Source organism: Shinella sp. S4-D37 (assembly GCF_040812195.1).
Classification (GTDB): Bacteria; Pseudomonadota; Alphaproteobacteria; order Rhizobiales; family Rhizobiaceae; genus Shinella.
The window spans coordinates 2942101-2962494 of sequence record NZ_JBFNXL010000005.1 but is presented as its reverse complement, the minus strand read 5'-3'; the positions used below and the strand labels follow the sequence as shown (position 1 = coordinate 2962494).

At 67.0% G+C, this 20394-nt stretch carries 24 protein-coding genes; 1 reads left to right on the top strand and 23 read right to left on the bottom strand.

Annotation, left to right across the window (positions count from 1 at the left end; translation table 11 throughout):
* Window positions 1-8: 8 nt before the first annotated feature.
* The 9 genes from minE to AB3G45_RS21980 all read right to left on the bottom strand — a co-directional run bounded on the left by minE (window position 9) and on the right by AB3G45_RS21980 (window position 9403).
* Window positions 9-272 (bottom strand): cell division topological specificity factor MinE, encoded by a 264-nt coding sequence (minE, locus tag AB3G45_RS22020; RefSeq protein ID WP_064329066.1) that lies wholly within the window; start codon window positions 270-272, stop codon window positions 9-11.
* On the bottom strand, window positions 269-1084 hold the full coding sequence (gene minD, locus AB3G45_RS22015; protein ID WP_367832579.1) for a septum site-determining protein MinD: 816 nt from the start codon (window positions 1082-1084) through the stop codon (window positions 269-271). The genes minE and minD overlap by 4 nt, the downstream gene beginning before the upstream one ends.
* A gap of 31 nt (window positions 1085-1115) precedes the next feature.
* The gene (gene minC / locus AB3G45_RS22010; protein WP_367832578.1) at window positions 1116-1874 is read right to left on the bottom strand and encodes a septum site-determining protein MinC; all 759 of its coding nucleotides are present in this window, start codon (window positions 1872-1874) and stop codon (window positions 1116-1118) included.
* A 237-nt stretch (window positions 1875-2111) separates the two neighbouring features.
* Window positions 2112-3914, bottom strand: a complete 1803-nt coding sequence (locus AB3G45_RS22005; RefSeq protein WP_367832577.1) for a dipeptide ABC transporter ATP-binding protein — start codon at window positions 3912-3914, stop codon at window positions 2112-2114.
* A gap of 2 nt (window positions 3915-3916) precedes the next feature.
* Complete coding sequence (locus tag AB3G45_RS22000) at window positions 3917-4777, bottom strand: ABC transporter permease (protein ID WP_367832576.1); 861 nt, start codon at window positions 4775-4777, stop codon at window positions 3917-3919.
* Complete coding sequence (locus tag AB3G45_RS21995) at window positions 4774-5715, bottom strand: ABC transporter permease (protein WP_367833646.1); 942 nt, start codon at window positions 5713-5715, stop codon at window positions 4774-4776. The genes AB3G45_RS22000 and AB3G45_RS21995 overlap by 4 nt, the downstream gene beginning before the upstream one ends.
* Before the next feature lie 19 nt (window positions 5716-5734).
* The gene (locus tag AB3G45_RS21990) at window positions 5735-7252 is read right to left on the bottom strand and encodes an ABC transporter substrate-binding protein (protein WP_367832575.1); all 1518 of its coding nucleotides are present in this window, start codon (window positions 7250-7252) and stop codon (window positions 5735-5737) included.
* 60 nt (window positions 7253-7312) lie between these two features.
* Window positions 7313-8794 (bottom strand): M81 family metallopeptidase, encoded by a 1482-nt coding sequence (locus AB3G45_RS21985; RefSeq protein WP_367832574.1) that lies wholly within the window; start codon window positions 8792-8794, stop codon window positions 7313-7315.
* A 255-nt stretch (window positions 8795-9049) separates the two neighbouring features.
* Window positions 9050-9403, bottom strand: a complete 354-nt coding sequence (locus tag AB3G45_RS21980; protein WP_367832573.1) for a hypothetical protein — start codon at window positions 9401-9403, stop codon at window positions 9050-9052.
* An 81-nt stretch (window positions 9404-9484) separates the two neighbouring features.
* Between AB3G45_RS21980 and AB3G45_RS21975 the strand changes: the two genes are divergently transcribed.
* The gene (locus AB3G45_RS21975) at window positions 9485-10348 is read left to right on the top strand and encodes a MurR/RpiR family transcriptional regulator (RefSeq protein WP_367832572.1); all 864 of its coding nucleotides are present in this window, start codon (window positions 9485-9487) and stop codon (window positions 10346-10348) included.
* A 17-nt stretch (window positions 10349-10365) separates the two neighbouring features.
* Here the strand turns inward: AB3G45_RS21975 and AB3G45_RS21970 are convergent, their stop codons facing one another.
* The 14 genes from AB3G45_RS21970 to AB3G45_RS21905 all read right to left on the bottom strand — a co-directional run bounded on the left by AB3G45_RS21970 (window position 10366) and on the right by AB3G45_RS21905 (window position 20383).
* On the bottom strand, window positions 10366-10665 hold the full coding sequence (locus AB3G45_RS21970; RefSeq protein ID WP_367832571.1) for a DUF6522 family protein: 300 nt from the start codon (window positions 10663-10665) through the stop codon (window positions 10366-10368).
* A complete protein-coding gene (locus AB3G45_RS21965; RefSeq protein ID WP_367832570.1) occupies window positions 10662-11129 on the bottom strand; it encodes a group III truncated hemoglobin in 468 nt (155 codons plus the stop codon). The genes AB3G45_RS21970 and AB3G45_RS21965 overlap by 4 nt, the downstream gene beginning before the upstream one ends.
* Window positions 11126-11911, bottom strand: a complete 786-nt coding sequence (locus tag AB3G45_RS21960; protein WP_367832569.1) for a DUF2189 domain-containing protein — start codon at window positions 11909-11911, stop codon at window positions 11126-11128. The genes AB3G45_RS21965 and AB3G45_RS21960 overlap by 4 nt, the downstream gene beginning before the upstream one ends.
* A 17-nt stretch (window positions 11912-11928) precedes the next feature.
* A complete protein-coding gene (locus tag AB3G45_RS21955; protein WP_367832568.1) occupies window positions 11929-12138 on the bottom strand; it encodes a hypothetical protein in 210 nt (69 codons plus the stop codon).
* On the bottom strand, window positions 12135-13013 hold the full coding sequence (gene ccoP, locus AB3G45_RS21950; protein WP_367832567.1) for a cytochrome-c oxidase, cbb3-type subunit III: 879 nt from the start codon (window positions 13011-13013) through the stop codon (window positions 12135-12137). Before ccoP ends, AB3G45_RS21955 begins: the two co-directional genes overlap by 4 nt.
* Before the next feature lie 2 nt (window positions 13014-13015).
* Window positions 13016-13189 carry a cbb3-type cytochrome c oxidase subunit 3 gene (locus tag AB3G45_RS21945; protein ID WP_367832566.1) on the bottom strand — a complete coding sequence of 58 codons (174 nt, stop codon included), beginning with the start codon at window positions 13187-13189 and terminating at the stop codon, window positions 13016-13018.
* Between the two features lie 4 nt (window positions 13190-13193).
* Window positions 13194-13925 (bottom strand): cytochrome-c oxidase, cbb3-type subunit II, encoded by a 732-nt coding sequence (gene ccoO / locus AB3G45_RS21940; RefSeq protein ID WP_367832565.1) that lies wholly within the window; start codon window positions 13923-13925, stop codon window positions 13194-13196.
* 2 nt (window positions 13926-13927) lie between these two features.
* Window positions 13928-15586 (bottom strand): cytochrome-c oxidase, cbb3-type subunit I, encoded by a 1659-nt coding sequence (ccoN, locus tag AB3G45_RS21935; protein WP_367832564.1) that lies wholly within the window; start codon window positions 15584-15586, stop codon window positions 13928-13930.
* Window positions 15587-15606: 20 nt separating this feature from the next.
* Window positions 15607-16050 (bottom strand): Rrf2 family transcriptional regulator, encoded by a 444-nt coding sequence (locus AB3G45_RS21930; RefSeq protein WP_367832563.1) that lies wholly within the window; start codon window positions 16048-16050, stop codon window positions 15607-15609.
* A gap of 113 nt (window positions 16051-16163) precedes the next feature.
* Window positions 16164-16853 carry an MOSC domain-containing protein gene (locus tag AB3G45_RS21925; protein WP_367832562.1) on the bottom strand — a complete coding sequence of 230 codons (690 nt, stop codon included), beginning with the start codon at window positions 16851-16853 and terminating at the stop codon, window positions 16164-16166.
* On the bottom strand, window positions 16850-17362 hold the full coding sequence (locus tag AB3G45_RS21920) for a redoxin family protein (protein ID WP_367832561.1): 513 nt from the start codon (window positions 17360-17362) through the stop codon (window positions 16850-16852). The genes AB3G45_RS21925 and AB3G45_RS21920 overlap by 4 nt, the downstream gene beginning before the upstream one ends.
* A 140-nt stretch (window positions 17363-17502) precedes the next feature.
* A complete protein-coding gene (locus tag AB3G45_RS21915) occupies window positions 17503-18219 on the bottom strand; it encodes a hypothetical protein (protein WP_367832560.1) in 717 nt (238 codons plus the stop codon).
* Between the two features lie 35 nt (window positions 18220-18254).
* The gene (locus tag AB3G45_RS21910) at window positions 18255-18902 is read right to left on the bottom strand and encodes a MarR family winged helix-turn-helix transcriptional regulator (protein ID WP_367832559.1); all 648 of its coding nucleotides are present in this window, start codon (window positions 18900-18902) and stop codon (window positions 18255-18257) included.
* Window positions 18903-18988: 86 nt separating this feature from the next.
* Window positions 18989-20383: a DUF4360 domain-containing protein gene (locus tag AB3G45_RS21905; protein ID WP_367832558.1), complete on the bottom strand. Its 1395-nt coding sequence runs from the start codon at window positions 20381-20383 to the stop codon at window positions 18989-18991.
* Window positions 20384-20394: the final 11 nt, after the last annotated feature.

Sequence of the window (20394 nt, the reverse complement as noted above, 5' to 3'; positions counted from 1 at the left end):
GGGCGGCCTTACGCCGCCTTCTTGCCGGCGTCGAAGGGGATCTCGATATCCACGGCGAGCGTCGAGACCTGCGCGCCGCGTTCCATCTTGATGGAGACCTTCTCGTCATCCACCTGCATGTGCTTGGAGATCGCCTTCAGGATCTCGTCGCGCAGCTTGTTGACGAGGTCGCTGTCGCCGGTGGCGGCCCGCTCGTGGGCGAGCAGCACCTGCAGGCGCTCGCGCGCTGCCGGCGCCGACTGGGCGCGGGAGAAGAAACGGAACAGGTTCATGCCGCCTTCCTTCCGAAAATCTTGCCGAGGAACGAGCGCTTGTCGCCGGGAATGGTGACCGGCAGGCTTTCGCCCTTGAGGCGACGGACAGCTTCGAAATAGGCGAGCGCCGGGGCCGAGCGTCCGTCGGCGAGCGTCACCGGGGCGCCGACATTCGAGGCGCGCAGCACGTCCATGCTCTCGGGGATGATGCCGAGCAGCGGGATCGAGAGGATTTCCAGGACGTCGTCGACCTTCAGCATGTCGCCGCGCTCTGCGCGGACGGCGTCGTAGCGCGTCAAAAGCAGGTGCTTTTCGACACGCTCGCCGTTCTCCGCCTTCAGCGTCTTGGAATCGAGGAGACCGATGATGCGGTCCGAATCGCGCACGGACGAGACTTCCGGATTGGTGACGACGATCGCCACGTCCGCATGGCGCATGGCAAGGGTCGCGCCGCGCTCGATGCCGGCCGGGCTGTCGCAGATCACCCAGTCGAAAGCGTTCTTCAGGGCGGCGATGACCTGCTCGACGCCCTCGGGCGTAAGATTGTCCTTGTCGCGGGTCTGGGACGCCGGCAGCAGGTAGAGCGTCTCGACGCGCTTGTCGCGGATCAGCGCCTGCGTCAGCTTGGCCTCGCCCTGGATGACGTTGACGAGGTCGTAGACGACGCGGCGTTCCGCGCCCATGACGAGATCGAGATTGCGCAGGCCGACGTCGAAATCCACGACCACGACCTTCTCGCCGTTTTGCGCCAGCGCGGCGCCGAGCGCGGCAGACGACGTCGTCTTGCCGACGCCGCCCTTGCCCGATGTGACCACGATTACCTTGCCCATTGACCTCTCCGTTGTTTGAACCGTCCTCGGTTCAGCCGAGTGTTGCTGCCTTGATCGTTTCGCCTTCCAGCCAGATCTGCACGGGTTTGCCGCGCAGGTCCGGTTCCATGTCGTCGGCGGTCTTGTAGAAGCCGTCGATGGCGATCAGTTCCGCTTCGAGCTTGCGGCAGAAGATGCGCGCCGAAGCATTGCCCATTGTGCCGGCCATGGCCCGGCCGCGCAGCGGGCCATAGACGTGGATCGAGCCGCCGGCGACGATTTCCGCGCCCGATGCGACCGAGCCGATGATGGTGACATCGCCTTCGGGAAAGAAAATGGACTGGCCCGAGCGGATAGGCCGGGCGACGACCATAGAGGGCACCGTGTGGATTGCCGGCGGGCTTGCGGGCGCGGCGGCCGTCTCGACGGGCTCGGCCTTGGCGGCCTTGCCGCTCTTCTTCGCAGGCTCCTCCGCGGCGGGCGCCTCGATGTCGCCGGCCGGGCGGCCGTCGGTCATCGCCGGGGGCATGTCCGCGCCGAGCAGCGAGGAGCGCGCGCCTTCGATGCCCATGACGCGCACATTGCGGGCATTGAGCTGGCTGACGAGTTCGCGAAGCTCCGCCTTCTCGATATCGAGCCCGTCGACGTCGAGGATCACCGGCCGCCGCAGGAAGAACCCGGCGGAGCGCGCGGCCAGATCGTCGAGCCGCACCAGCCAGTCCTCGAAGGGCAGCTCCGGGGTCAGCGCAAGCGCAAGGAAAGAGCGCCCCTTGAGGCGGATCGGCCGTGGTTGGGTTAACACGTCAGTCATCTTCGTTAATTTTCGGTTGCTTCGGTGTACCGATGGAATGGTTAACAAAGGGTTAACTTGCAGGTCTGGCTGGCGCGAGGCATGCGCCCTGAGGCGGCCGTGCAACGGTTCGCGCGAGGCGGGAAAGATTGGGGTTTTCGCGCGGTGTCACCCCCTCTGCCTGCCGGCATCTCTCCCACAAGGACGCCGTGCTCGATCGCCGGCAGAAAATCCCCCGGGAGGATCCGTTGGAAAGCGTCAGGCCGCTGCTTCCTGCACGAAATGCCCCGGCGATACTTCGCGATAGGTGCGCGCCGGCGGCACATAGCCGTGCGGGCGCAGCGGGCTCTTGATCTCCTCGTCGAGCGGCGGGTTGAGCTGCCCGCGCCGTGCGGGATCGGGGACCGGCACGGCGGAGATGAGGCGGCGCGTATAGGCGTGCTGCGGATTGTCGAAGATCGCCGCGCGCGGGCCGATCTCGACGATCTCGCCGAGGAACATGACGGCGACGCGATGGCTGACGCGCTCCACCACTGCCATGTCGTGCGAGATGAAGAGATAGGCGAGGCGGTGCTGTTCCTGCAGATCGAGCAGGAGGTTGGAGACCTGCGCCTTCACCGACACGTCGAGCGCGGAGACCGCCTCGTCGGCGACGATGAGCTTCGGCTGCAGCGCGATCGCCCGGGCGATCGAGATGCGCTGGCGCTGGCCGCCGGAGAATTCGTGCGGGTGCCGGTCGGCCATCGCGGCGGACAGCCCGACCTGTTGCAGGAGTTCGGTGACCCGTTCCTTCGCCTCGCGCCGGCCCATCAGGCCGTGCGCCAGCATGGGTTCGGCAATCGCCGAGCCGATGGTGATGCGCGGGTTGAGCGAGGCGAACGGGTCCTGGAAGATCATCTGCGAGGTGCGGCGCATGGCGCGCAGCGCCCCGGAACGGGCCTTCGCCACATCCTGCCCGTCGACGGTGATCGACCCGGCGCTCGGATCGACGAGGCGCATGATGGCGCGGCCCGTGGTGGACTTGCCGCAGCCCGATTCGCCGACCAGCGCCAGCGTCTCGCCGGGCTTCAGGTCGAAGGAAACGCCCTCGACCGCATGGATCTGCCCCTGCGGCAGCGCGAAGCGCACGGCGAGTTTTTCTACCTTCAGGATCGGCGCGACGCCATCGGGGACGGGCGATGTCACGCGGCCGTCGCTGGCCTTCCCGGTGGCGGGGTCGACATCCGGGAAACGGCGGGGCGCGGCGGCGTCGCCCATCGTGCCGAGGCGCGGGATGGAGGCGAGCAGCGCCTTCGTATAGACCGCCTTCGGCGCGGCGAAGATCTGCGGCGTCGGGCCGGACTCGACCATGTCGCCGCGGAACATAACGAGGGTGCGGTCCGCCACCTCGGCGACCACGCCCATGTCATGGGTGATGAACAGCACGCCCATGTTCTCCTCGCGTTGCAATTCACGCAGGAGGTGGAGGATCTCGGCCTGCACCGTCACGTCGAGCGCCGTCGTCGGCTCGTCGGCGATGAGCAGTTTCGGGCGGCAGGCGAGCGCCATGGCGATCATCACGCGCTGGCGCATGCCGCCGGAGAACTTGTGCGGATATTCGCCGAGCCGGCTCCTGGCGGCGGGGATGCGCACGCGCTCCATCAGCCGCAGGGCCTCGGCCTCCGCCGCCTTCCAGGAGAGGTCGCGGTGCAGCACCAGCGCCTCGGCGACCTGGTTGCCGATGGTGAAGACCGGGTTGAGCGAGGTCATCGGCTCCTGGAAGATCATGCCGATCGTGCCGCCGCGCACCGAGCGCATCTCCGCCTCGCTCGCTTTCAGGAGATCGCGCCCTTCGAGCAGGATGCGGCCCTCGCAGCGTGCCCGGCCGGCGGGCAAAAGGCGCATGGTGGAGAGCGCGGTGACGCTCTTGCCCGAGCCCGATTCGCCGACGATGGCGACGGTCTCGCCGGCATTCACCTCGACGTTGATGTCGCGGATGACGGCGCGCCAGCCCTCGGCGGTCTTGAAGGAGGTCGTCAGGTTCTCGATCGAGAGCACCGGCCGCTTTGCAGTGTCCGTCATGGTCAGCTTTCCTTCGCAAGGCGCGGATCGACGAGATCGCGCAGCCCGTCGCCGACGAGTTGCAGCGCGAGGACCGAGAAGACGATGGCAAGGCCCGGAAACACCATCAGCCAGGGCGCGTTGTTCATGTATTCGCGGCCGGAGGCCAGCATGGTGCCCCAGGTCGGCATGTCGGTGGAGACGCCGACGCCGAGGAAGGAGAGGCTCGCTTCCGCCAGCATCGCCGAGGCGAAGACGAAGGTCGCCTGCACGAGGATGGGCGAGGCGAGGTTGAGGAGGACGTGACGCGTCAGGATCTGCCAGGTCGGCAGGCCCATGGCGACGGCGGCCTCGATATAGGGCAGTTCGCGCAGCACCAGCGTCGAGCCGCGCACGATGCGGGCAAGGCGCGGCGCATAGGTGATGCCGAGCGCCAGGATGACCGTCGTCAGCGACGGCCCGAGCGCGGCGACCAGCGCGATGGCGAGCAAAATGTCCGGGAAGGACATCATGGCGTCGAGCAGCCGGGAGATCGGCGCATCGAGCTTGCGGAAGAAGCCGGCGGCGACCCCCATGACGACCCCGAGCACCGTGGAGATGCAGACGACGCCGAGGCTGACGAGCAGCGAGATCCTTCCTGCATAGATGGCGCGGGAGAAGATGTCGCGGCCGAACTCGTCGGTGCCGAAGAGATGGGCGAAGGACGGCGCCTTCAGCTTGTTGACGATCGACAGCTTGTTGGGCGCATAGGGCGCAACCCACGGCGCGAGGACCGCCGCCACGAGCACGACGGCAAGGATGATCGCGCCGATGAGGATGGCCTTGTTGCGGAAGAGCCGCCGCAGGCCGGCAACGAGCGGCAGGGAAAGGGAAGCGGTCATCATAGGCGCACCCGCGGATCGACGAGGATGTAGAGCATGTCGACGATGAAGTTGATCAGCACGTAGATCGCCGCGACGACGAGCAGCGTGCCCTGGATGACGGGATAGTCGCGGCGCAGGACGGCCGAGACCACGAGATTGCCGACGCCCGGCAGGCCGAACACCGTCTCCGTCACCACCGCGCCGGCGACCAGCATGGCGATGGACAGGCCGATGACGGTGATGATCGGGATCAGCGCGTTCTTCAGCGCATGCTTCAGGATGACGCGCCGTTCGCTCGCCCCTTTGGCGCGGGCGGTGCGCACATAGTCGTCGCCGAGCACGTCCAGCATGGCGGCGCGGGTGAAGCGGGTGATCAGCGCGGAATTGACGACGCCGAGCGCCACGGCCGGCAGCACGAGATGGTGCAGCCGCTCGAGGAAGGTCGTGTCCGGCCCGCCATAGCCGGAGGCCGGGAACCAGCCCTGGCCGACGGCGAAGACCTGGATGAGCATGAGGCCGAGCCAGAAGCTAGGCACGCTTGCCGCCACCATGGTCAGCGTTACCACGACCTGGTCGAACAGCGTGCCGCGCTTGACGGCCGACAGGATGCCGACCGGCAGCGCGATCGCCACCGCGATCAGGATGGAGAACAGCGTGAGGAAGAAGGTCGGCTCGGCTCGTGCGGCGAGCGCCGTCGTCACCGGCTGGTCGAGGAAGATCGACTGGCCGAGGTCGCCCTTGAAGATGCCCAGCACGAACTGGCCGTACTGGGCGATCAGCGGCGCATCGAGCCCCATTTTCGTGCGCAGTTGCGCAATGTCTTCCGGGGTCGCATCCGACCCCAGCATCACGGCGGCGGGATCGCCCGGCGTCACGCGGACGATGACGAAAACCACCGTCACGACGAGGGCGAGCACGATGGCCATGCCCCCCAGCCGGTTCAACAGTGCCCGCGCGATCCTTGCCATGATGTCCCCCTTACTTCTTGGGCGTGACGTTCCAGAAATGCGGCCAGTAGGTCGGCGTGTAGTCGGAAATGCCGGCGCCGGTGCCCGTGACCGCGTTGAAGTTGCCGACCTTGAAGAGCGGCGCATCGTCGTAGATCGCGGTCTGGATGCCCTCCCAGGCCTTCTGCTTGTCCGGGTCGGACACCGCGTCCATGTAGGCGGCGACGGCGGCCGTCTTCTGGTCGGAGACGTACCAGCCCGGATAGGTGTCGGTGATCGTGTTGATCGTCGTCGGGTCGCCGGGGAAGTTGGAATGGGTGATGAAGATGTCCCATTCCTTCGGGTCGGCGCGGCGGGTCGTCAGGGTCGCCCAGTCCACCACCTGCAGGTCGACCTTGAAGCCGGCGGCTTCGAGATAGGCTTTCGCGACCTCGCCGATCTTGTAGTGGAACTCGTACTGGCGGCTGGTCATCAGGCGCAGCGGCGTACCGTCATAGCCGGCATCGGCCAGCAGCTTGCCGGCCTCTTCCGGGTCGCCCTCGCCGTAGCGCGCGACGCCCGCCTCGGTGTACCAGAGCGAGCCCTTCGGGAAGATCGAGCCATCGACGCTGAAGAAGCGCTCGTCGGAGAAGGCGGCGAGCATCATGTCGTTGGGGTTGAGCGCGGCCTGCACGGCCTGGCGCAGCTCTTTCTTGATGAGCAGGCCTTCCTTCATGTTCATGTTGAGCGAGGCCCAGCCGGTGTTCTCGTAGATCACGGCCTTCGCCTTGCCGCTCGCCTCGATGCGCTCATAGGCGCTGACGGGCAGCGAATCGGCAAAGTCGAACTGGCCGGAGATCAGGCCCTCGACGCGGGTATTGGCGTCGGGAACCGGCACGAAGCGGATCTCCTTGGCGATGGCCACGCGCTTGCCGGCATAGTTGCTGGGCTCGCCCTCGGGGGATTTGTAGCCGTCGAAGCGCACGAGCTGGGTATACTGGTCGGGCTTGCGCTCCTTCAGCGCATAGGGGCCGGTGCCGACGAATTCGGTCAGCGTATCGGCGATCTTCTCCGAGGGCATGATGACGGAGGCCTGCGAGAAGGTGGCGAGCAGCGGCGCATAGCGCGACTTCAGCTTGACGACGACGGTGTTCGGCCCGTCCTCCGAAAGGCTCTCGACCACTTCGGCCACCTGCTTGCCCTTGGAGTTGACGGCCATCCAGCGCGTCAGCGAGGCGGTGACGTCCTTGGCGTCGAGCGCGCTGCCGTCGTGGAACGTCACGCCCTCGCGCAGCGGAATGCGATAGGTCAGGCCGTCCTCGGAAATCTCCGGCTGGGCGAGCGCCAGCAGCGGCACGGAGCGCCATTCGTTGTCATAGGTGTAGAGCGTCTCGAAAATGTGCTGGTCGATGGTCAAGACGATATCGGTCGCCGTCTGCATGACGTCGAGCGTCGGCGGCTCGCCGATGGTGGCGACGGTCAGCACGCCGTCGCTCGTCTGAGCGATGGCGAGGCTGCTGGTGCTGGCAAGCGCCGCGGCCAGCGTCATCATGGCAAATGCGTTTTTCATCTTAAATCCCTCCGGTATTCCATGGTTCGTGTGCACGCCGGCTCCCGTCCGGCGGGTGGTTCAGCTTTCAAGCCCGAGCGGATCGTCGACGCGTGGCCAGAGTTTCAGGCTGGCCTTGCGATAGGCGGTTGTTGCCGGATCGGTCGGGTAGGAGGTCGGTGCGGCGACGTAGACGATCTCGGAGGAGACCGGCTGGAAGCCCGCATGAAAATGGTTGGTGGATTTCACGAGAAGGAAGGCCTTCTGCGTGAAGTCGATGCCCTGGTTGGTGAAGATGTCGGGCTCGTAGGTCTGCGTGCGGCTGGTGATGAGCACGATGTCGATGGTCGTGCCGAGCGGGCGCACCACGGCGGCGGGCCCGAGCGTCACCCGGCTGTTGCGGAAGCTCTGCCAGCCGGCGTCGAACACGGTCTCGACCGTGACGCGGAGGTCGAGCGGCTCGCCGCCCTCCGGTCCCGACTTGCCGCCGAGCCTCAGCGCTAGCTCCGCGCCGCCCCCCGCCGCATGGCAGAAGGAGACGGCGATGGGGTCCCAGATCGTCGCCACCGCGATGTTTTCGAGGCCGCGCGCCATCATGCGGCGCAGGATATAGGTCGCGTCGCCCGCCACCCCGCCGCCCGGATTGTCCCAGACGTCGGCGATGACGACGGGCGCGTCCGGCCGCTCCGCGCGCACGGCAAGCGCCCGGTCGAGCCCGGCCTCCGTGTCGAACATCGGCATCGCCGCCTTGCGGCGCAGGCCGTAGAGTTCATGGCCGAGCCTTTGCGCCAGCGCGTCGCCCTTCGCCTTGTCGCCGTCGGTGACGACGAGGATGCGCGTGCCCATATCCGGCACGTCGCCGGCCATGAAGCCGTGGATGACGGAGATGGAGAGGATGCCGTCCTGGCCTTCCATCGTCTTCAGCCGGTCGACGAAGGAGCGCATCGGCTCGCGGCTCGTCGGGTAGAGGGTGATCATGCGGCAGTCGAAGGTGGAGATGACGGGGCGGATCTCGCCGCGCAGCGTGCGCAGCGCCAGTTCGACGACATGTTCGCCGCGCTCCTCGAAATCGGTGTGCGGGAATTCGAGGAAGGTCGCCATCAGGTCGAGATTGGCGACGCGCTTGGCGGTGAGGTGGCTGTGCGGGTCGAACTCGGCGGCGACGAGCACGTCCGGCCCGACGAGCGCGCGGATCCGCTCCAGGAGATCGCCCTCCGGATCGTCATAGCCCTGCGCCACCATGGCGCCGTGCAGGCCGAGCACGACGGCATCGACCGGCAGGGCGGCCTGCAATTCGCCGAGGATGCGGTCGCGCAGGGTCTCGTAGGTCCGGCGCTGGATGAGGCCGGCGGGCTCGGCCCAGCAGGACGTGCCCTCGATGACGGCAAAGCCTTCCGCCCGGCCGCGCCGCCGCAGGATCGGCACGACGGAGGAGCAGAGCGTCGGCGTATCGGGATGTTCGCCCGGGCCGGCATAGAACGCGGCCTTGAAGGCGTTCATGTCCGTGGGGACCGGCGAGAAGGTGTTGGTCTCGGTGGCAAGCGAGGCCGTGAAGATGCGCATGGGCGTCCGTTCCGATACGTCCAGGCCGGCCGCTGCCCGGCCGGCATCGCCCGCCGCGTGCCGCGCCGGTGTGCCTGGCCGAACGGCGCGCGCGCCGTGCTCTGGATCTAAAAAGTTCCCGTCGATGTCATCGCTGGAGCGATGTAATTTGTTTTCTCGATAATGCGATAATTTCACGTAAAGTCAATGGATGGCGGGCTTCTGGCGTGTCTTTGCGTAATCTGTTTTCTTGCGGTGCAATAAGGTGGGAAATTTTCATGGCATGCGTCCGGGCGAGAACGGCCGGCGCGCCGTCGCAGTTTCGATTCCCGCATCGATTTCAACATGTTCCAGCGCGGGCGGGAGCGGGCGGAAAGCCCGGGAAAGCGGCAGGTCATGAAAACGAGGATGCACCTGGGAGGTCTGATTTTCAGGGATCGCCGGCTTCCGTTCGATGCCGCATGCCGATTTGCGAGCGATACGTAAAATTTTTTCTGAAAACCGGGCGTGCCGGCCTGAAAATCCCTGTCTCGAAACCGGCCCGATCCCTCCTTTCGCGAAAGGATCGTCCGTGCTGCGGCGCGCGAATTGCCTGTACGGGCCATCGGACCCATTGATGCCGGCCGGCACTGTGTTATGACTGGGCGAAGAAGAAATTTATTTTCATTCAGGCGCCGGGCCGGCGCGCCGCGCAGGGGAAGGTGGGAGCCGATGGACCTTTTTCATGCCTTGTCGGATGAGGACGGCCGGCTATCGGGGCTCGACCGCAAGCTGGCGCAGCTCGCCCTCGACGATGTCGATTTCGTCGTCAACTCGTCGATCGGCGAATTGGCCGACCGGGCCGGCGTGTCGCCGCCGACCGTCACGCGGTTCTGTCGCCGGCTCGGCTGCAAGGGCTATCCGGACTTCAAGGTGCAGCTTGCCAGGCTGACTTTCGTGGGCCTGCGCTACGTCAAGCCGGAAGTGCCGACCGAAACGCCGGAGGAAGTGGCCGAGGATATCATCGCCAAGGCGCAGAATGCGCTGTTCCAGCTGCATCGCCAGCTCGATTTCGCCTCGCTCGACATGGCGGCCCGCCTGCTGCGCGGCGCCGATTTCATCCAGGCCTTCGGGGCGAGCGGCAATTCGGCGATGATCGTCAACGAGCTGCACAACCGGCTCTTCCGCCTCGGCTGCCGCATCAACGCGTCGAACGACCACAACATGAACGCGATGATCTCCGCGGCCGCCCAGCCGGGCACGGTGGTGTTCGGCTCCTCCTTCACCGGCCGCGACACGGCCCTCGTCCATTGCCTCGAACTTTTGCGCCGGCGCGGCATTCCCACCATCGTCCTCACCCAGGGCGGCTCGCCCGTGGCGGCGGCGGCGGATGTGGTGATCGCCGTCGAGATGCCGGAGGGCAAGAACATCTTCCGGCCCACCTCGACGCGCTATGCCTATCTCGCGGTCATCGACATGCTGGCCAATCTCGTCGCCTATGCCGACCGGACCAAGGCGATGAAGACGCTGCGCAGCATCAAGGAGGAACTGGTCAGTCGCCGCGACGGCGACGACCGCCAGCTTCTCGGCGACTGACGCGGCCGGTCCTCGCTCTATCGTGAGGGTTTCGGCGCGGTGTTGGAGAGTACTTCGACGCGCTGCGCGCCGACCGTCCCGTCGGCCTCCACGACGGCCTGCCAGCGGCGGTTGCCGCAGCGGACCGAAAGCCGCCAGCGCCCGGCATCCTCGCCTTCGCCGCGCTCGACGCGCGAGGCGACGAGGCCGCGGCGCATGTAATCCTGCAGCGTCTGCGTCGGCCAGCCGAAGCGCGCGGCCAGCAATTCGGCTGGCAGGAGGAATTCCCCCGCCTCGTCCCGGTGGAGGACGAGAGGATCGGCCGCGGCCGCGCTCATGGCAGCGTCTCCCGTGAGATCGGCGCGATCGCCAGGGAATCCTCGCCGCGGCTGAAGGCGATGGCGAGGCGGAAGGAATGGGCGATGCGCAGCGCCCGGTCGAGGAAGAGATCGGCGACCTCCGGCGGGCACAGCCTCTCCACGGTCGCGCGGAACAGCGTGAGCCAGCGATGGAAGTGCTGTTCCTGAAGCTCCGGTATGGCGAGATGCGGCGGCAGGGGCCGGCCGTCGTAGCGGCCGGTGCGCAGCAGCGTCGCGGACCAGAAGTCGCACATCTTCGCAAGATGCACCGGCCATTCCTCCGGCGGGATCGCGCCGTTGAAGATCGGGCCGAGCAGCGCATCCTTGCGGATCTCGTCGTAGAAGCCGTGTACCACGGCATGGATCATCGTCTCGTCGAGCACCTCCGGCAGGGGCTTGCCGTCGATGACGATGGTGCGTTCGGGGGCGGCGCGGCCTCTCATCGGATCGCCCTGTAGCTGTGCCAGGTGCCGTGACCGAGCAGCGGGAAGATGACGACGAGGCCGAGGAAGCCGGTCGCGATGGCAAGGACGGTGAGCGCCAGCACGATGGCGCCCCAGGCGAGCATGACGGGCAGGTTGCGGAAGGTGAGCGAGATGCTCGTGCCCATGGCGGTGAAGGCGTCCGTCTTCTCCGCCAGCAGCATGGGGATGGCGAAGGTGCTGATGGCGAAGGAGAAGGCGGCGAAGAGCCCTCCGACCGCCGTGCCGACGACGAGCATGCCGAGCCCTTCCGGCGTGGAGACCAGCATGGCGACGACATGGTCGAGGCCGGGGAAGGGGCGGAGCCCGACGAAGAGCGCATAGATGATGACGGCGGCGCGCATCCAAACGAGCATGAGCAGGCCGAGGATGGCGCCGGTATACCAGACCTGAGCGCCCGAGGCGGTTTTCACGAAGATCATGCGCGCAAGGCTCGGCGCGATGCCGTCCTCGAGGTCGCGGCTCTTGCGGTAGAGGCCTATCGCCACCAGCGGGCCGACCACCATGAAGCCGGCGAGCGCCGGAAAGAGGATGTAGTCGAGTTCCAGGCGGAAGAGGCCCCAGACCACCGCCAGCGACAGGAGGAAGACGGCGAAGCCGTAGGCGAGGCTCGGCAGCGGGTTGTGCCAGAGGTCGTGCCAGCCGGCGGCAAGCCAGCCGAGCGCCGCGCCGGCCGGCAGGTGGCGGCGGCGCTGTTCGGCGAGCGGCACGGGCGCGCTACCGGTCTTTTCGGTCGTTCCCATGATTATCCTTCCTCTCTTCAGCAGGAGGGCCTTGCGGCGCGATACGCGCCGTCCCGGCCTTCCGTCTTCAGGTGTTGCACGCAATCGGGCTGCGATGTCAGCGCGACATGGACGAGATGCGCATTGGCGCCGGCAAAGACCGCAAGGCCCGCCGCGACGATGAGGATCGCGGCGATCCGCCAGTTGATGCGCCCGGGCCGGGGCGCCTCGCTTGCCGCGCCGCTCATGGGCTGCCCTCCGCCAGCGTGCCGACATAGAGCGTCAGGAGCTTGATATCGACCGGCGAGAGGCGGCCGTCCCAATGGGGCATATGGCCCTGCCGCCCCGAATAGATCGAGGTGAAGACGGTCTGCGCGCTGTTGCCGTAGATCCAGGCGGCGTCGGTGAGGTCGGGCGCGCCGGCCTCCGTGCTGCCGCGGCCGTCCTCGCCATGGCAGGCCACGCAGTTGTCGGCGAAGACCTGCCCGCCGGCCTCGACCTCGGCCGTGGCGGCCGCGCTCATCGGCAGGTCGGAAAGCGAGCGCACATAGGCGGCGACGGCGCGCACCTGCTTGTCGTCGAGGATGCCGTCGCGGCCGAAGGCCATCATCTGCGAGATGCGCGTCTCGTCATTGGTGGAGTTGATGCCGATGCGGATCGTCTCGGCGACGGTTTCCGGTTCGCCGCCCCACAGCCGGGCTTTCGCCGTAAGGTCCGGGAAGCCCGGGCCGCCGGTGCCGCGCGTGCCGTGGCAGGCGGCGCAATTGTCGATGAAGAGCGTGCGGCCCGTCTCGCGCACATGCTGCATCAGGCTGTCGTCCGCGGCGATCTCCTCAAGGCTCGCCTCGGCGATGCGGCCGGTCCAGGCGGCGCGCGCCGTCGCGGCGTCCTCGACCTGCCGGGTCACGACGTTGCGCTGGTCGATGCCGAGCAGGCCCTTCGTATAGGAGACGCCGAGCGGCCAGGCCGGCATCAGGACCCAGTAGACGACGGCAAAGAGCGTCGTGACGGCAAGGAAGAACAGGACGACGCGCGGGATCGGCGTGTCCAGTTCCTCGATGCCGTTCCATTCGTGCCCGGTGGTGACCCGTCCGGTGGTGGGATCGTGTCTTTCGGTTGCCATGTCTAGTCGTCCCCCGGCCGGTCGTCTTTGTCGAGAATGCTCGTCTTGGCGCGATCGAAGCGCTTCCGGTTGCCCGGCCACAGCGCGTAGATCAGGACGCCCGCGGCGAGCGCGACGAGATAGAAAAGCCCCCAGCTCTTGGCGAAGGCGACGACGCTGTTGTGATCGACGTCCATCGCCTCACTCCGCCGTTGCCGTCTGCTGGTGCGCGGCCTGCGTCAGCTGGCCGACGATCTGGAGATAGGCGACCAGCGCGTCCATCTCGGTCAGCAGGCCCGGATTGCCGTCGAAGGCGCGCACATTCGTCGCCTCGCCGTAGCGCTCGCCGACGCCGGAGGCGCCTGCATCGTCGGGATTGGCCTGCGCGCGGGCGTCGGCGGTGGCGTTCTCGATCATCGCATCCGTATAGGGCACGCCGACGGCGCGCTGGGCGGCCAGGTGCTCGCCGAGGTCGTCGATCCGCAGCGCGTTGCGTTTCAGCCAGCCGTAGCGCGGCATCACCGATTCCGGCACCACGTCGCGCGGGTTGACGAGATGGGCGACGTGCCAGGCGTCGGAATACTTGCCGCCGAGGCGGGCGAGGTCCGGGCCGGTGCGCTTGGAGCCCCAGAGCATCGGGTGGTCGTATTTCGATTCCACGGCCAGCGAATAGGGGCCGTAGCGCTCCACCTCGTCGCGCAGCGTGCGGATCATCTGCGAATGGCAGGCATAGCAGCCCTCGCGGATGTAGAGGTTGCGGCCGGCAAGCTCCAGCGGCGTGTAGAGCCGCATGTCCGGCGCCTCCTCCACCGTCTCGTGGATGGTGAAGAGCGGCGCGATCTCGACGAGGCCGCCGATCGAGGCGACGCCGACGATGGCCAGAACGAAGCCGATGGCGTTGCGTTCGAGCTTGCGATGGAAGAATTCCTTCATCGTCATTCTCCTGCCGGCGCCGTGCCGGCCTTGCCGTAGAGGGGAACGTCGCCGGCGGGTTCCGTCGCGCGCGCCTGCCGCGCCATGCGGATCGTCATCCAGACGTTGAACGAGCAGACGACGGCGCCGGAGAGGAACAGGAGCCCCCCGAAGGCGCGGGCGATGTAGTAGGGATGCATGGCGACGAGGCTGTCGATGAAGGAATAGGCGAGCGTGCCGCTGTCGTTGTAGGTGCGCCACATCAGGCCCTGGATGATGCCTGAATTCCACATGGCGAAGACGTAGACGACGGTGCCGGCAAGCGCGAGCCAGAAGTGCACCTCGATCAGCTTGGGCGAATACATGCGTTCCTGCTTCCACATCCACGGCACGAGGGCGTAGAGCGAGCCGAAGGTGATCATCGCCACCCAGCCGAGCGCGCCGGCATGCACATGGCCGACGGTCCAGTCGGTATAGTGCGAGAGCGAGTTGACGGCGCGGATCGCCATGAAGGAGCCTTCGAAGGTGGAAAGCCCGTAGAACACGGCGGCGACCATCATGAAGCGCAGGGTCGCGTCGTCGCGCACCTTGTGCCAGGCGCCGTTGAGCGTGGCGAGCGCGTTGCCGGCGGACGCCCAGGACGGTACCAGGAGCACGATGGAGAAGGTCATGCCGAGGGTCTGCACCCATTGCGGCAGGGCGGTGTAGTGCAGGTGGTGCGCGCCCGCCCACATATACATGAAGGTGATGCCCCAGAAGCTGATGATGGAAAGGCGATAGGAGAAGATCGGCCGCTCGGCGCGCTTCGGCAGATAGTAGTACATCATGCCGAGGAAGCCGGCCGTCAGGAAGAAGGCGACGGCGTTGTGGCCGTACCACCATTGCGTCATGGCGTCCTGCACGCCGGAAAACAGCGAATAGCTCTTGGCATGGCCGAAGGAGACGGGCACGGCGAGGTTGTTGACGATGTGCAGCACCGCCACGACCAGGATGAAGGCCATGTAGTACCAGTTGGCGACGTAGATATGCGGCTCCTTGCGGCGCTGCAGCGTGCGGATGTAGATCAGGAAATAGACGACCCAGACGACGACCAGCCAGATATCGGCATACCATTCCGGCTCGGCATATTCCTTCGACTGGGTCATGCCCATCAGGTAGCCGGTGGCCGCGACAAGACAGAAGAGATTGTAGCCGATCAGCACGAACCACGGGCTGAACTGGTCCGGCAGGCGGGCGCGACAGGTGCGCTGGAGCACATGGAAGGACGTGGCGATCAGCGCATTGCCGCCGAAGCCGAAGATGACGCCGGAGGTGTGCACGGGGCGCAGGCGCCCGAAGCTCGCCCAGGCGCTGTCGACGAAGGTCAGTTCCGGCCAGGCGAGGAGCGCCGCCACCCAGACGCCGACGAACATGCCGGCGACCGCCCAGGCGAGCGACAGGATGATGCCGACCCGCGTCGGGTCGTCGTAATATTCGGAAAGCCTGCCTTCCGGCGGTTCCGGCGCAAACAGCGCGGACAGCACCACGAAGCCGAGGCCGACGCTGAAGACGAGCACGATATAGCCGTGCACGGCGAGCGGATCGCCCCGCCCGGCCACCGCCATGGCAAGCCCGGCAAGGGCGAGCGCGCCGAGCACGAAGAGGGCCAGATGGCGCTCCGAAACCGTCAATCCGGATATCATCGATACCTTCCTTTCGTATCTCACGCCGCAGCGCCGATGCCGAGCAGCGGCCCGAGCGCTGCCCTGTTGTGGACAATATCTGCAAGCGTGTATTTGTCGAGGACTGCAAGGAATGCGGCAAGCGCTTCGTGCAGCATCCCCTTCAGCCGACAGGCCGGCGAGATCGCGCAGGCGCGGCCTCCCGCCTGCATGCATTCGGCGAGCGAGAACTCCTCCTCCGTCGCCCGCACCAGTGCGCCGACGGCGATCGCGTCCGGCGTCTTCGCCAGCCGGATGCCGCCTGCCCGCCCGCGCGTCGTCTCGATGAGGCCGAGGCCGCGCAGGGTCTGCGCCACCTTGAGGAGATGGTTGCGCGAAAGCCCGTAGGCCTCGGCGACGTCGTTGACCGTGCACACGCCCTCCGGCCGCGTCGCCACATAGATCAGCATGCGCAGGGCATAGTCCGTGTGAAGCGTCATCCGCATGCTGTCGTCTCCCGGCCGGGTCGCAAAAAAGTATTCTCGATACCACTTTTAGCGCAAGCGATATCCGGCCGAAAGTGCAATAGCGTCGCAGGCGTGCGCGGGCCTTGCGCAGGTCAGGCGGAGCCGGTGAGGCGCTTCGTCCAGTCCTCCACCCGGTTGCTTTCCAGCCGGCGCGCGGCATGGGCGCGCCAGCCGTCGGCAAGAGGCTCGAGCGCGGCGATGCCGACCAGTTCCGCCCGGTTGAGCGGATCGATGTAGAAGGCGCGCCAGATGCGCGAAAGCGTCCATTCCGGCGCGCGCCGCTCGCGCAGGACGAGGCGGTCGGCGGGCGAGACGGTGCCGGGCGTGAGGACCCGGTAGTACCAGCCGGTCCGCCCGGACGCCTGCACCAGGCGCGCCATCTCCGTCCGTCCGAGGCGCTCGTTCAGCTTCCAGCAGGGTTGGCGCCCCTGGCTGACCTCGATGACCGCGGTGCCGAGTTCGAACACGTCGCCGATCGCCACCATGCTCTCCGTCAGCCCGGCCGTCGAGAGGTTCTCGCCGAAGGCGCCGGGGCTGGCGAAGAGCGGATGCGAACCGAGATCGCGGGCCCAGTCGCCATAGTGCTCGACGGGATAGTGGTGCACGGCCTTTTCCGGCCCGCCATGCCGCACCGTGTCGCCCTGCATGTCGCCGGCAAAACCGCTTTCGGAAAGACGGAGCGCGTGGTCGACGGGCGATTTGACGATGCCGCTCGGCACGCCGTGCGCGCCGAGCGGCGCGACCGTGCCGATGCGCAGGCTGAGCAAGGCAACCGCCGTCATGGTGTGGCCGCCGGCGCCGCGGCGGATCTCGGCGGGGGCGCGGACAGTGCCATGGCGATCCTCGCCCCGACGGCGATATCGTCCTCGACGCCGAAGGCCTGGTGCAGGATCGTGCCGTCCCGGCCGATCAGCACGCAGGAGGGCGTTCCGCGCCACCCGAAGCGCTGCATCGTCACCGGAATGTCCGAGCCGTCTTCCTTGAGGTCGACGCCGACCGGGGATTTCAGCTTGTATTCGTGCAGGAAAGCCCGCAGCGTCACCGGCGACATTGCCGCATGATGCTCGAAGACCGTGTGGATGCCGACGACCTGCAGATCCGTATGGGCGAAGACGCGCTCGATGCGCTGGACCTGCGGAATGGCCTGCGCCACGCAGCCGGGGCAGAGGAGCTGGAAGCTGTGCAGGAGGACGGGTCGTCCGCGCAGGCCGGCGAGCGTCAGCGGGGCGGGCGTGTTGAACCATTCGCTGACGGCGAGTTCCGGAGCAAGCGGCGTTTCAGGCAAGGTCATGGTCGTCTCCGGGTGGCGTGGCGGTGCCCGTTGCATGACAGGGGCAGGTAGGGGTAAATCTCGGCATGTTCTTTCCTTTCATTTGCCTGGAGGGGAGGAATGGCCGATCCGGCAATGGCAGTTGCCGGATCGGCGCCGGATCATTCGGCCGGCACGACCTTGCCGGGCAGGCTGAGATCGCCCGAGGCGACCTTGAACACGTTGCCGACGCACAGCAGCGGCGCATGCAGGTTGCCGTTGACCTTGAGGCCCGCCGTCACGCCGTCGAAGGACGCGCCCTTGATACCGCCGATCAGCGACAGGGGAATGGCGACGTCCACCGTATCGCCCTTGAAGCTGGTCGGGTATTCCGGGCTGTCGATGAGGAGCGGTACGCCGGGCCAGGTTTCCGGCACCTTCGGCTTGGCGCCCTCGGGAATGTCGACAACCTTGAGGCCGGCGCCGCAAGCCTTGTCCTCGGCCAGCACCACCCAGTGCGGATGCCAGACGTGGCGGTTCTTGCCGCCCTTGGCCGCGTCGTCGAAATCGGGATGGAAGGTGACGGCGAGCGCGACGATGCCCTGGCCCTTGTCGAAGCCGATCTCCGCGCTGTCGAGGCTTGTCGGCCAGACATAGGCGTAGACGCTGGAACCCTCGAACCTGCCCGTCGCATCGGGCTTGTCCTTGCCCGCCTCGCCGCGCACGCGGGTGGTGAAGATTGCGCTGTCGCCCCTGGTGACGATCGTCGTCTCGATGATGTCGAAGGCGGCCTGGACCGCTTCCGCAGGCTCGGCCTTGATGGAATGGGCGGAGGCTGTCGTCAGCCAAAGCAGGGCTGTTCCGGCGGTAAGCGCGCCGGTTGCAAATCTGCCGAACATGTTGGTCTTCCTTTCGTTTGCCTGGAGGGATGGAACTATCCCGCTTGAAAGGCATCCCAGGTGGCAGCCCGGGATGCGGGATCGGCTTCATCGTGATCGCGGCAATCGACGCGCAGCGCGCGCTGGCCGAAGGCGGCATCGACGAAATGACAGTGATGGGGGCGCGCGGCGTCCGCATGCGCGAAGGGGGAGAAATGGCGACAGGTCACGCACATGCGCTGGACGGGAATCGCTTCCGCCTCCTGCAGATGCCGGATCATCTTGACGAGGGTGAGAAGCAGGGCCTCCTGCTCGCCGTCATCGAGCGCGCCGAGGGCTTCGGCGGCAAGGCCGTCGCCGGCATCCGAGGCCGCAAGGACCGCAAGGCCCGCGGCGGTCGGCACCACGCGCACCGCGCGCCGGTCGCCCGCCTCCGGGCGCTTCTCCAGATAGGCCTTGCGCTCCAGCGCACTGATCGAATCCGTCGCCGTCGGCTGCGAGACGCCGAGATGGGCGGCGATCTCGCGCACGCCGAGGCCGCCCCTCCCGCGCCCTTCCAGGAGGGTCAGGATGGCGAGTTGCGTGGGGTTCAGTCCGCTCGCCTTCGAGCGGTTCCACTCGTCGATGCGCATGACCATGCCGACGCGGGAAAGGCCTTCGCGAAGGCGCTCGGTGATCGAATGGGGGTTGCGGGGCGTTTCCATGCGCAAAATATATAGGACTCCTATATATTTTCAAGGGCGCGGAAAAAGCATGGCGCAGGCGAGGATGTTGCGCGGTTAACACCGCGTCAGAACGATGCTTTCACCTGTCCGCCGATGTTCCAGTCCGGCTTGTCGTTCTCGCGGAATGTCGCGGAAACCGCGGTGTCGATCTGCCAGCGTTCGTCGAATTTCCAGCCGACGCGTCCGCCGAGCGTCGCGAAGTTCTGGTCGTCCGCGTTGCCCGTGGCGTCGCCCACCCAGTCGACGGAGGCCTTCGCGCCGTTCTTGCCGGCAAAGGTACGGCCGACCGCGCCGAGGATCGTGTAGTCCAGCTTCTCGTCCAGCCTGCGGCTCCAGGCGAATTCCGCGCTCACCGTGTCCGAGGTCGAGCGGCCGCCCCTGATATGGCCCGCGAAGAGGTTGTCGCCGGAGGCATCCTCGTCATAGCCGTCGAGATCCAGCCAGGCGCGGGTGAAGCGGGTGGAGAGCGCGAATTCGTTCGCCGCGTCCGGCGCATAGATCACGCCGGCCCGGCCATAGGCGCTGAACAGCGAGCCGGAGGCGGTGCCGCCGGCAAAGACGATCGAATCGAGGTTCTGGTAGCTGCGCGAGAACGATGCCGAGATGTCGGGCGATCCCCAGGCGCCGACTTCGCCGAAGGCGCGCCAGGTGGCCTGCGCGCTCGTATAGCGCACCGCGCCGGCGAAAAGGCCGAGCGTGTCGAGTGCGGCATCGGTTCGGTTGGCATGAACCATCGCCGCGCCGCCGAGAACGCTGACGCCGTTGCCGGCCTCCCAGCGCCCGTTGAAGCCGGCCGCCGCGTCGGAGCTCGCGAAGGCGGCGACATAGCTGCCCTCGTCGAAACGGGCCTGCTGGCCGAGCAGGTTCTGCGCGGTGTCCATGAGGTCGAGCGCGATGGACTGGCGCTGGCGGGCGATCTGGTCGAGCGAGGCGACCACCGAGGCCGTGGTGGTGTAGCCGATGCGGGCGAAATCGATGGAATCGATCGCCAGCGTGGATTCGAAGCCGGTCTCGTCGAGCGGGCCGGTCGCGCCGAGGATCACGGCGAGATCGAGCGTGTCCGAGCCCGACACGCCGACCCTGTCGGAAACGGCGACATCGTCCTGCAGGGGGCCCTTGATCTCGTATCGCAGGATCGTCTTGCCGTCCTTAGTGGTGCGAAGGGAGGCGGTCTGGCCGTCCTCGGTCATCGCGAAGCCGCGGTAGTCCACGGCATAGACGGTGTGCCCGCCCGGCTGGGTGACCGGCACGGAGAGCTTGCAGGTCGTCGCCGTGCGCGTCCGGCCCGAAGCGCCGCCCGCCATCGCGGAAAAATCGTCGAAGAGGATGCTCGTCGCGTTGCCGTCGGGCGAATGCGTTGCGGAAAACGTTCCGTCCGCACAGCCGTTCGCCGCCTGGGCAAGCCCCGGAAGCTGGACCGAGGCGGCGGCGAGGAGGGCGAGGCGGATCGGAAGACGCATACGAAAATTCC

What these genes read in the sequence shown, in the direction of transcription:
- AB3G45_RS21985 (WP_367832574.1), bottom strand. Translation starts at nt 8,794, where the DNA reads ATGCGCATCTTCACGGCCTCGCTTGCCACCGAGACCAACACCTTCTCG.
- AB3G45_RS21905 (WP_367832558.1), bottom strand. Translation starts at nt 20,383, where the DNA reads ATGCGTCTTCCGATCCGCCTCGCCCTCCTCGCCGCCGCCTCGGTCCAG.
- ccoP (WP_367832567.1), bottom strand. Translation starts at nt 13,013, where the DNA reads ATGGCAACCGAAAGACACGATCCCACCACCGGACGGGTCACCACCGGG.
- AB3G45_RS21930 (WP_367832563.1), bottom strand. Translation starts at nt 16,050, where the DNA reads ATGCGGATGACGCTTCACACGGACTATGCCCTGCGCATGCTGATCTAT.
- AB3G45_RS21945 (WP_367832566.1), bottom strand. Translation starts at nt 13,189, where the DNA reads ATGGACGTCGATCACAACAGCGTCGTCGCCTTCGCCAAGAGCTGGGGG.
- AB3G45_RS21970 (WP_367832571.1), bottom strand. Translation starts at nt 10,665, where the DNA reads ATGAGCGCGGCCGCGGCCGATCCTCTCGTCCTCCACCGGGACGAGGCG.
- AB3G45_RS21955 (WP_367832568.1), bottom strand. Translation starts at nt 12,138, where the DNA reads ATGAGCGGCGCGGCAAGCGAGGCGCCCCGGCCCGGGCGCATCAACTGG.
- AB3G45_RS21915 (WP_367832560.1), bottom strand. Translation starts at nt 18,219, where the DNA reads ATGTTCGGCAGATTTGCAACCGGCGCGCTTACCGCCGGAACAGCCCTG.
- ccoN (WP_367832564.1), bottom strand. Translation starts at nt 15,586, where the DNA reads ATGATATCCGGATTGACGGTTTCGGAGCGCCATCTGGCCCTCTTCGTG.
- AB3G45_RS21965 (WP_367832570.1), bottom strand. Translation starts at nt 11,129, where the DNA reads ATGAGAGGCCGCGCCGCCCCCGAACGCACCATCGTCATCGACGGCAAG.
- AB3G45_RS22005 (WP_367832577.1), bottom strand. Translation starts at nt 3,914, where the DNA reads ATGACGGACACTGCAAAGCGGCCGGTGCTCTCGATCGAGAACCTGACG.
- minC (WP_367832578.1), bottom strand. Translation starts at nt 1,874, where the DNA reads ATGACTGACGTGTTAACCCAACCACGGCCGATCCGCCTCAAGGGGCGC.
- AB3G45_RS21960 (WP_367832569.1), bottom strand. Translation starts at nt 11,911, where the DNA reads ATGGGAACGACCGAAAAGACCGGTAGCGCGCCCGTGCCGCTCGCCGAA.
- AB3G45_RS21920 (WP_367832561.1), bottom strand. Translation starts at nt 17,362, where the DNA reads ATGACCTTGCCTGAAACGCCGCTTGCTCCGGAACTCGCCGTCAGCGAA.
- AB3G45_RS21925 (WP_367832562.1), bottom strand. Translation starts at nt 16,853, where the DNA reads ATGACGGCGGTTGCCTTGCTCAGCCTGCGCATCGGCACGGTCGCGCCG.
- AB3G45_RS22000 (WP_367832576.1), bottom strand. Translation starts at nt 4,777, where the DNA reads ATGATGACCGCTTCCCTTTCCCTGCCGCTCGTTGCCGGCCTGCGGCGG.
- minD (WP_367832579.1), bottom strand. Translation starts at nt 1,084, where the DNA reads ATGGGCAAGGTAATCGTGGTCACATCGGGCAAGGGCGGCGTCGGCAAG.
- AB3G45_RS21975 (WP_367832572.1), top strand. Translation starts at nt 9,485, where the DNA reads ATGGACCTTTTTCATGCCTTGTCGGATGAGGACGGCCGGCTATCGGGG.
- AB3G45_RS21910 (WP_367832559.1), bottom strand. Translation starts at nt 18,902, where the DNA reads ATGGAAACGCCCCGCAACCCCCATTCGATCACCGAGCGCCTTCGCGAA.
- minE (WP_064329066.1), bottom strand. Translation starts at nt 272, where the DNA reads ATGAACCTGTTCCGTTTCTTCTCCCGCGCCCAGTCGGCGCCGGCAGCG.
- ccoO (WP_367832565.1), bottom strand. Translation starts at nt 13,925, where the DNA reads ATGAAGGAATTCTTCCATCGCAAGCTCGAACGCAACGCCATCGGCTTC.
- AB3G45_RS21990 (WP_367832575.1), bottom strand. Translation starts at nt 7,252, where the DNA reads ATGAAAAACGCATTTGCCATGATGACGCTGGCCGCGGCGCTTGCCAGC.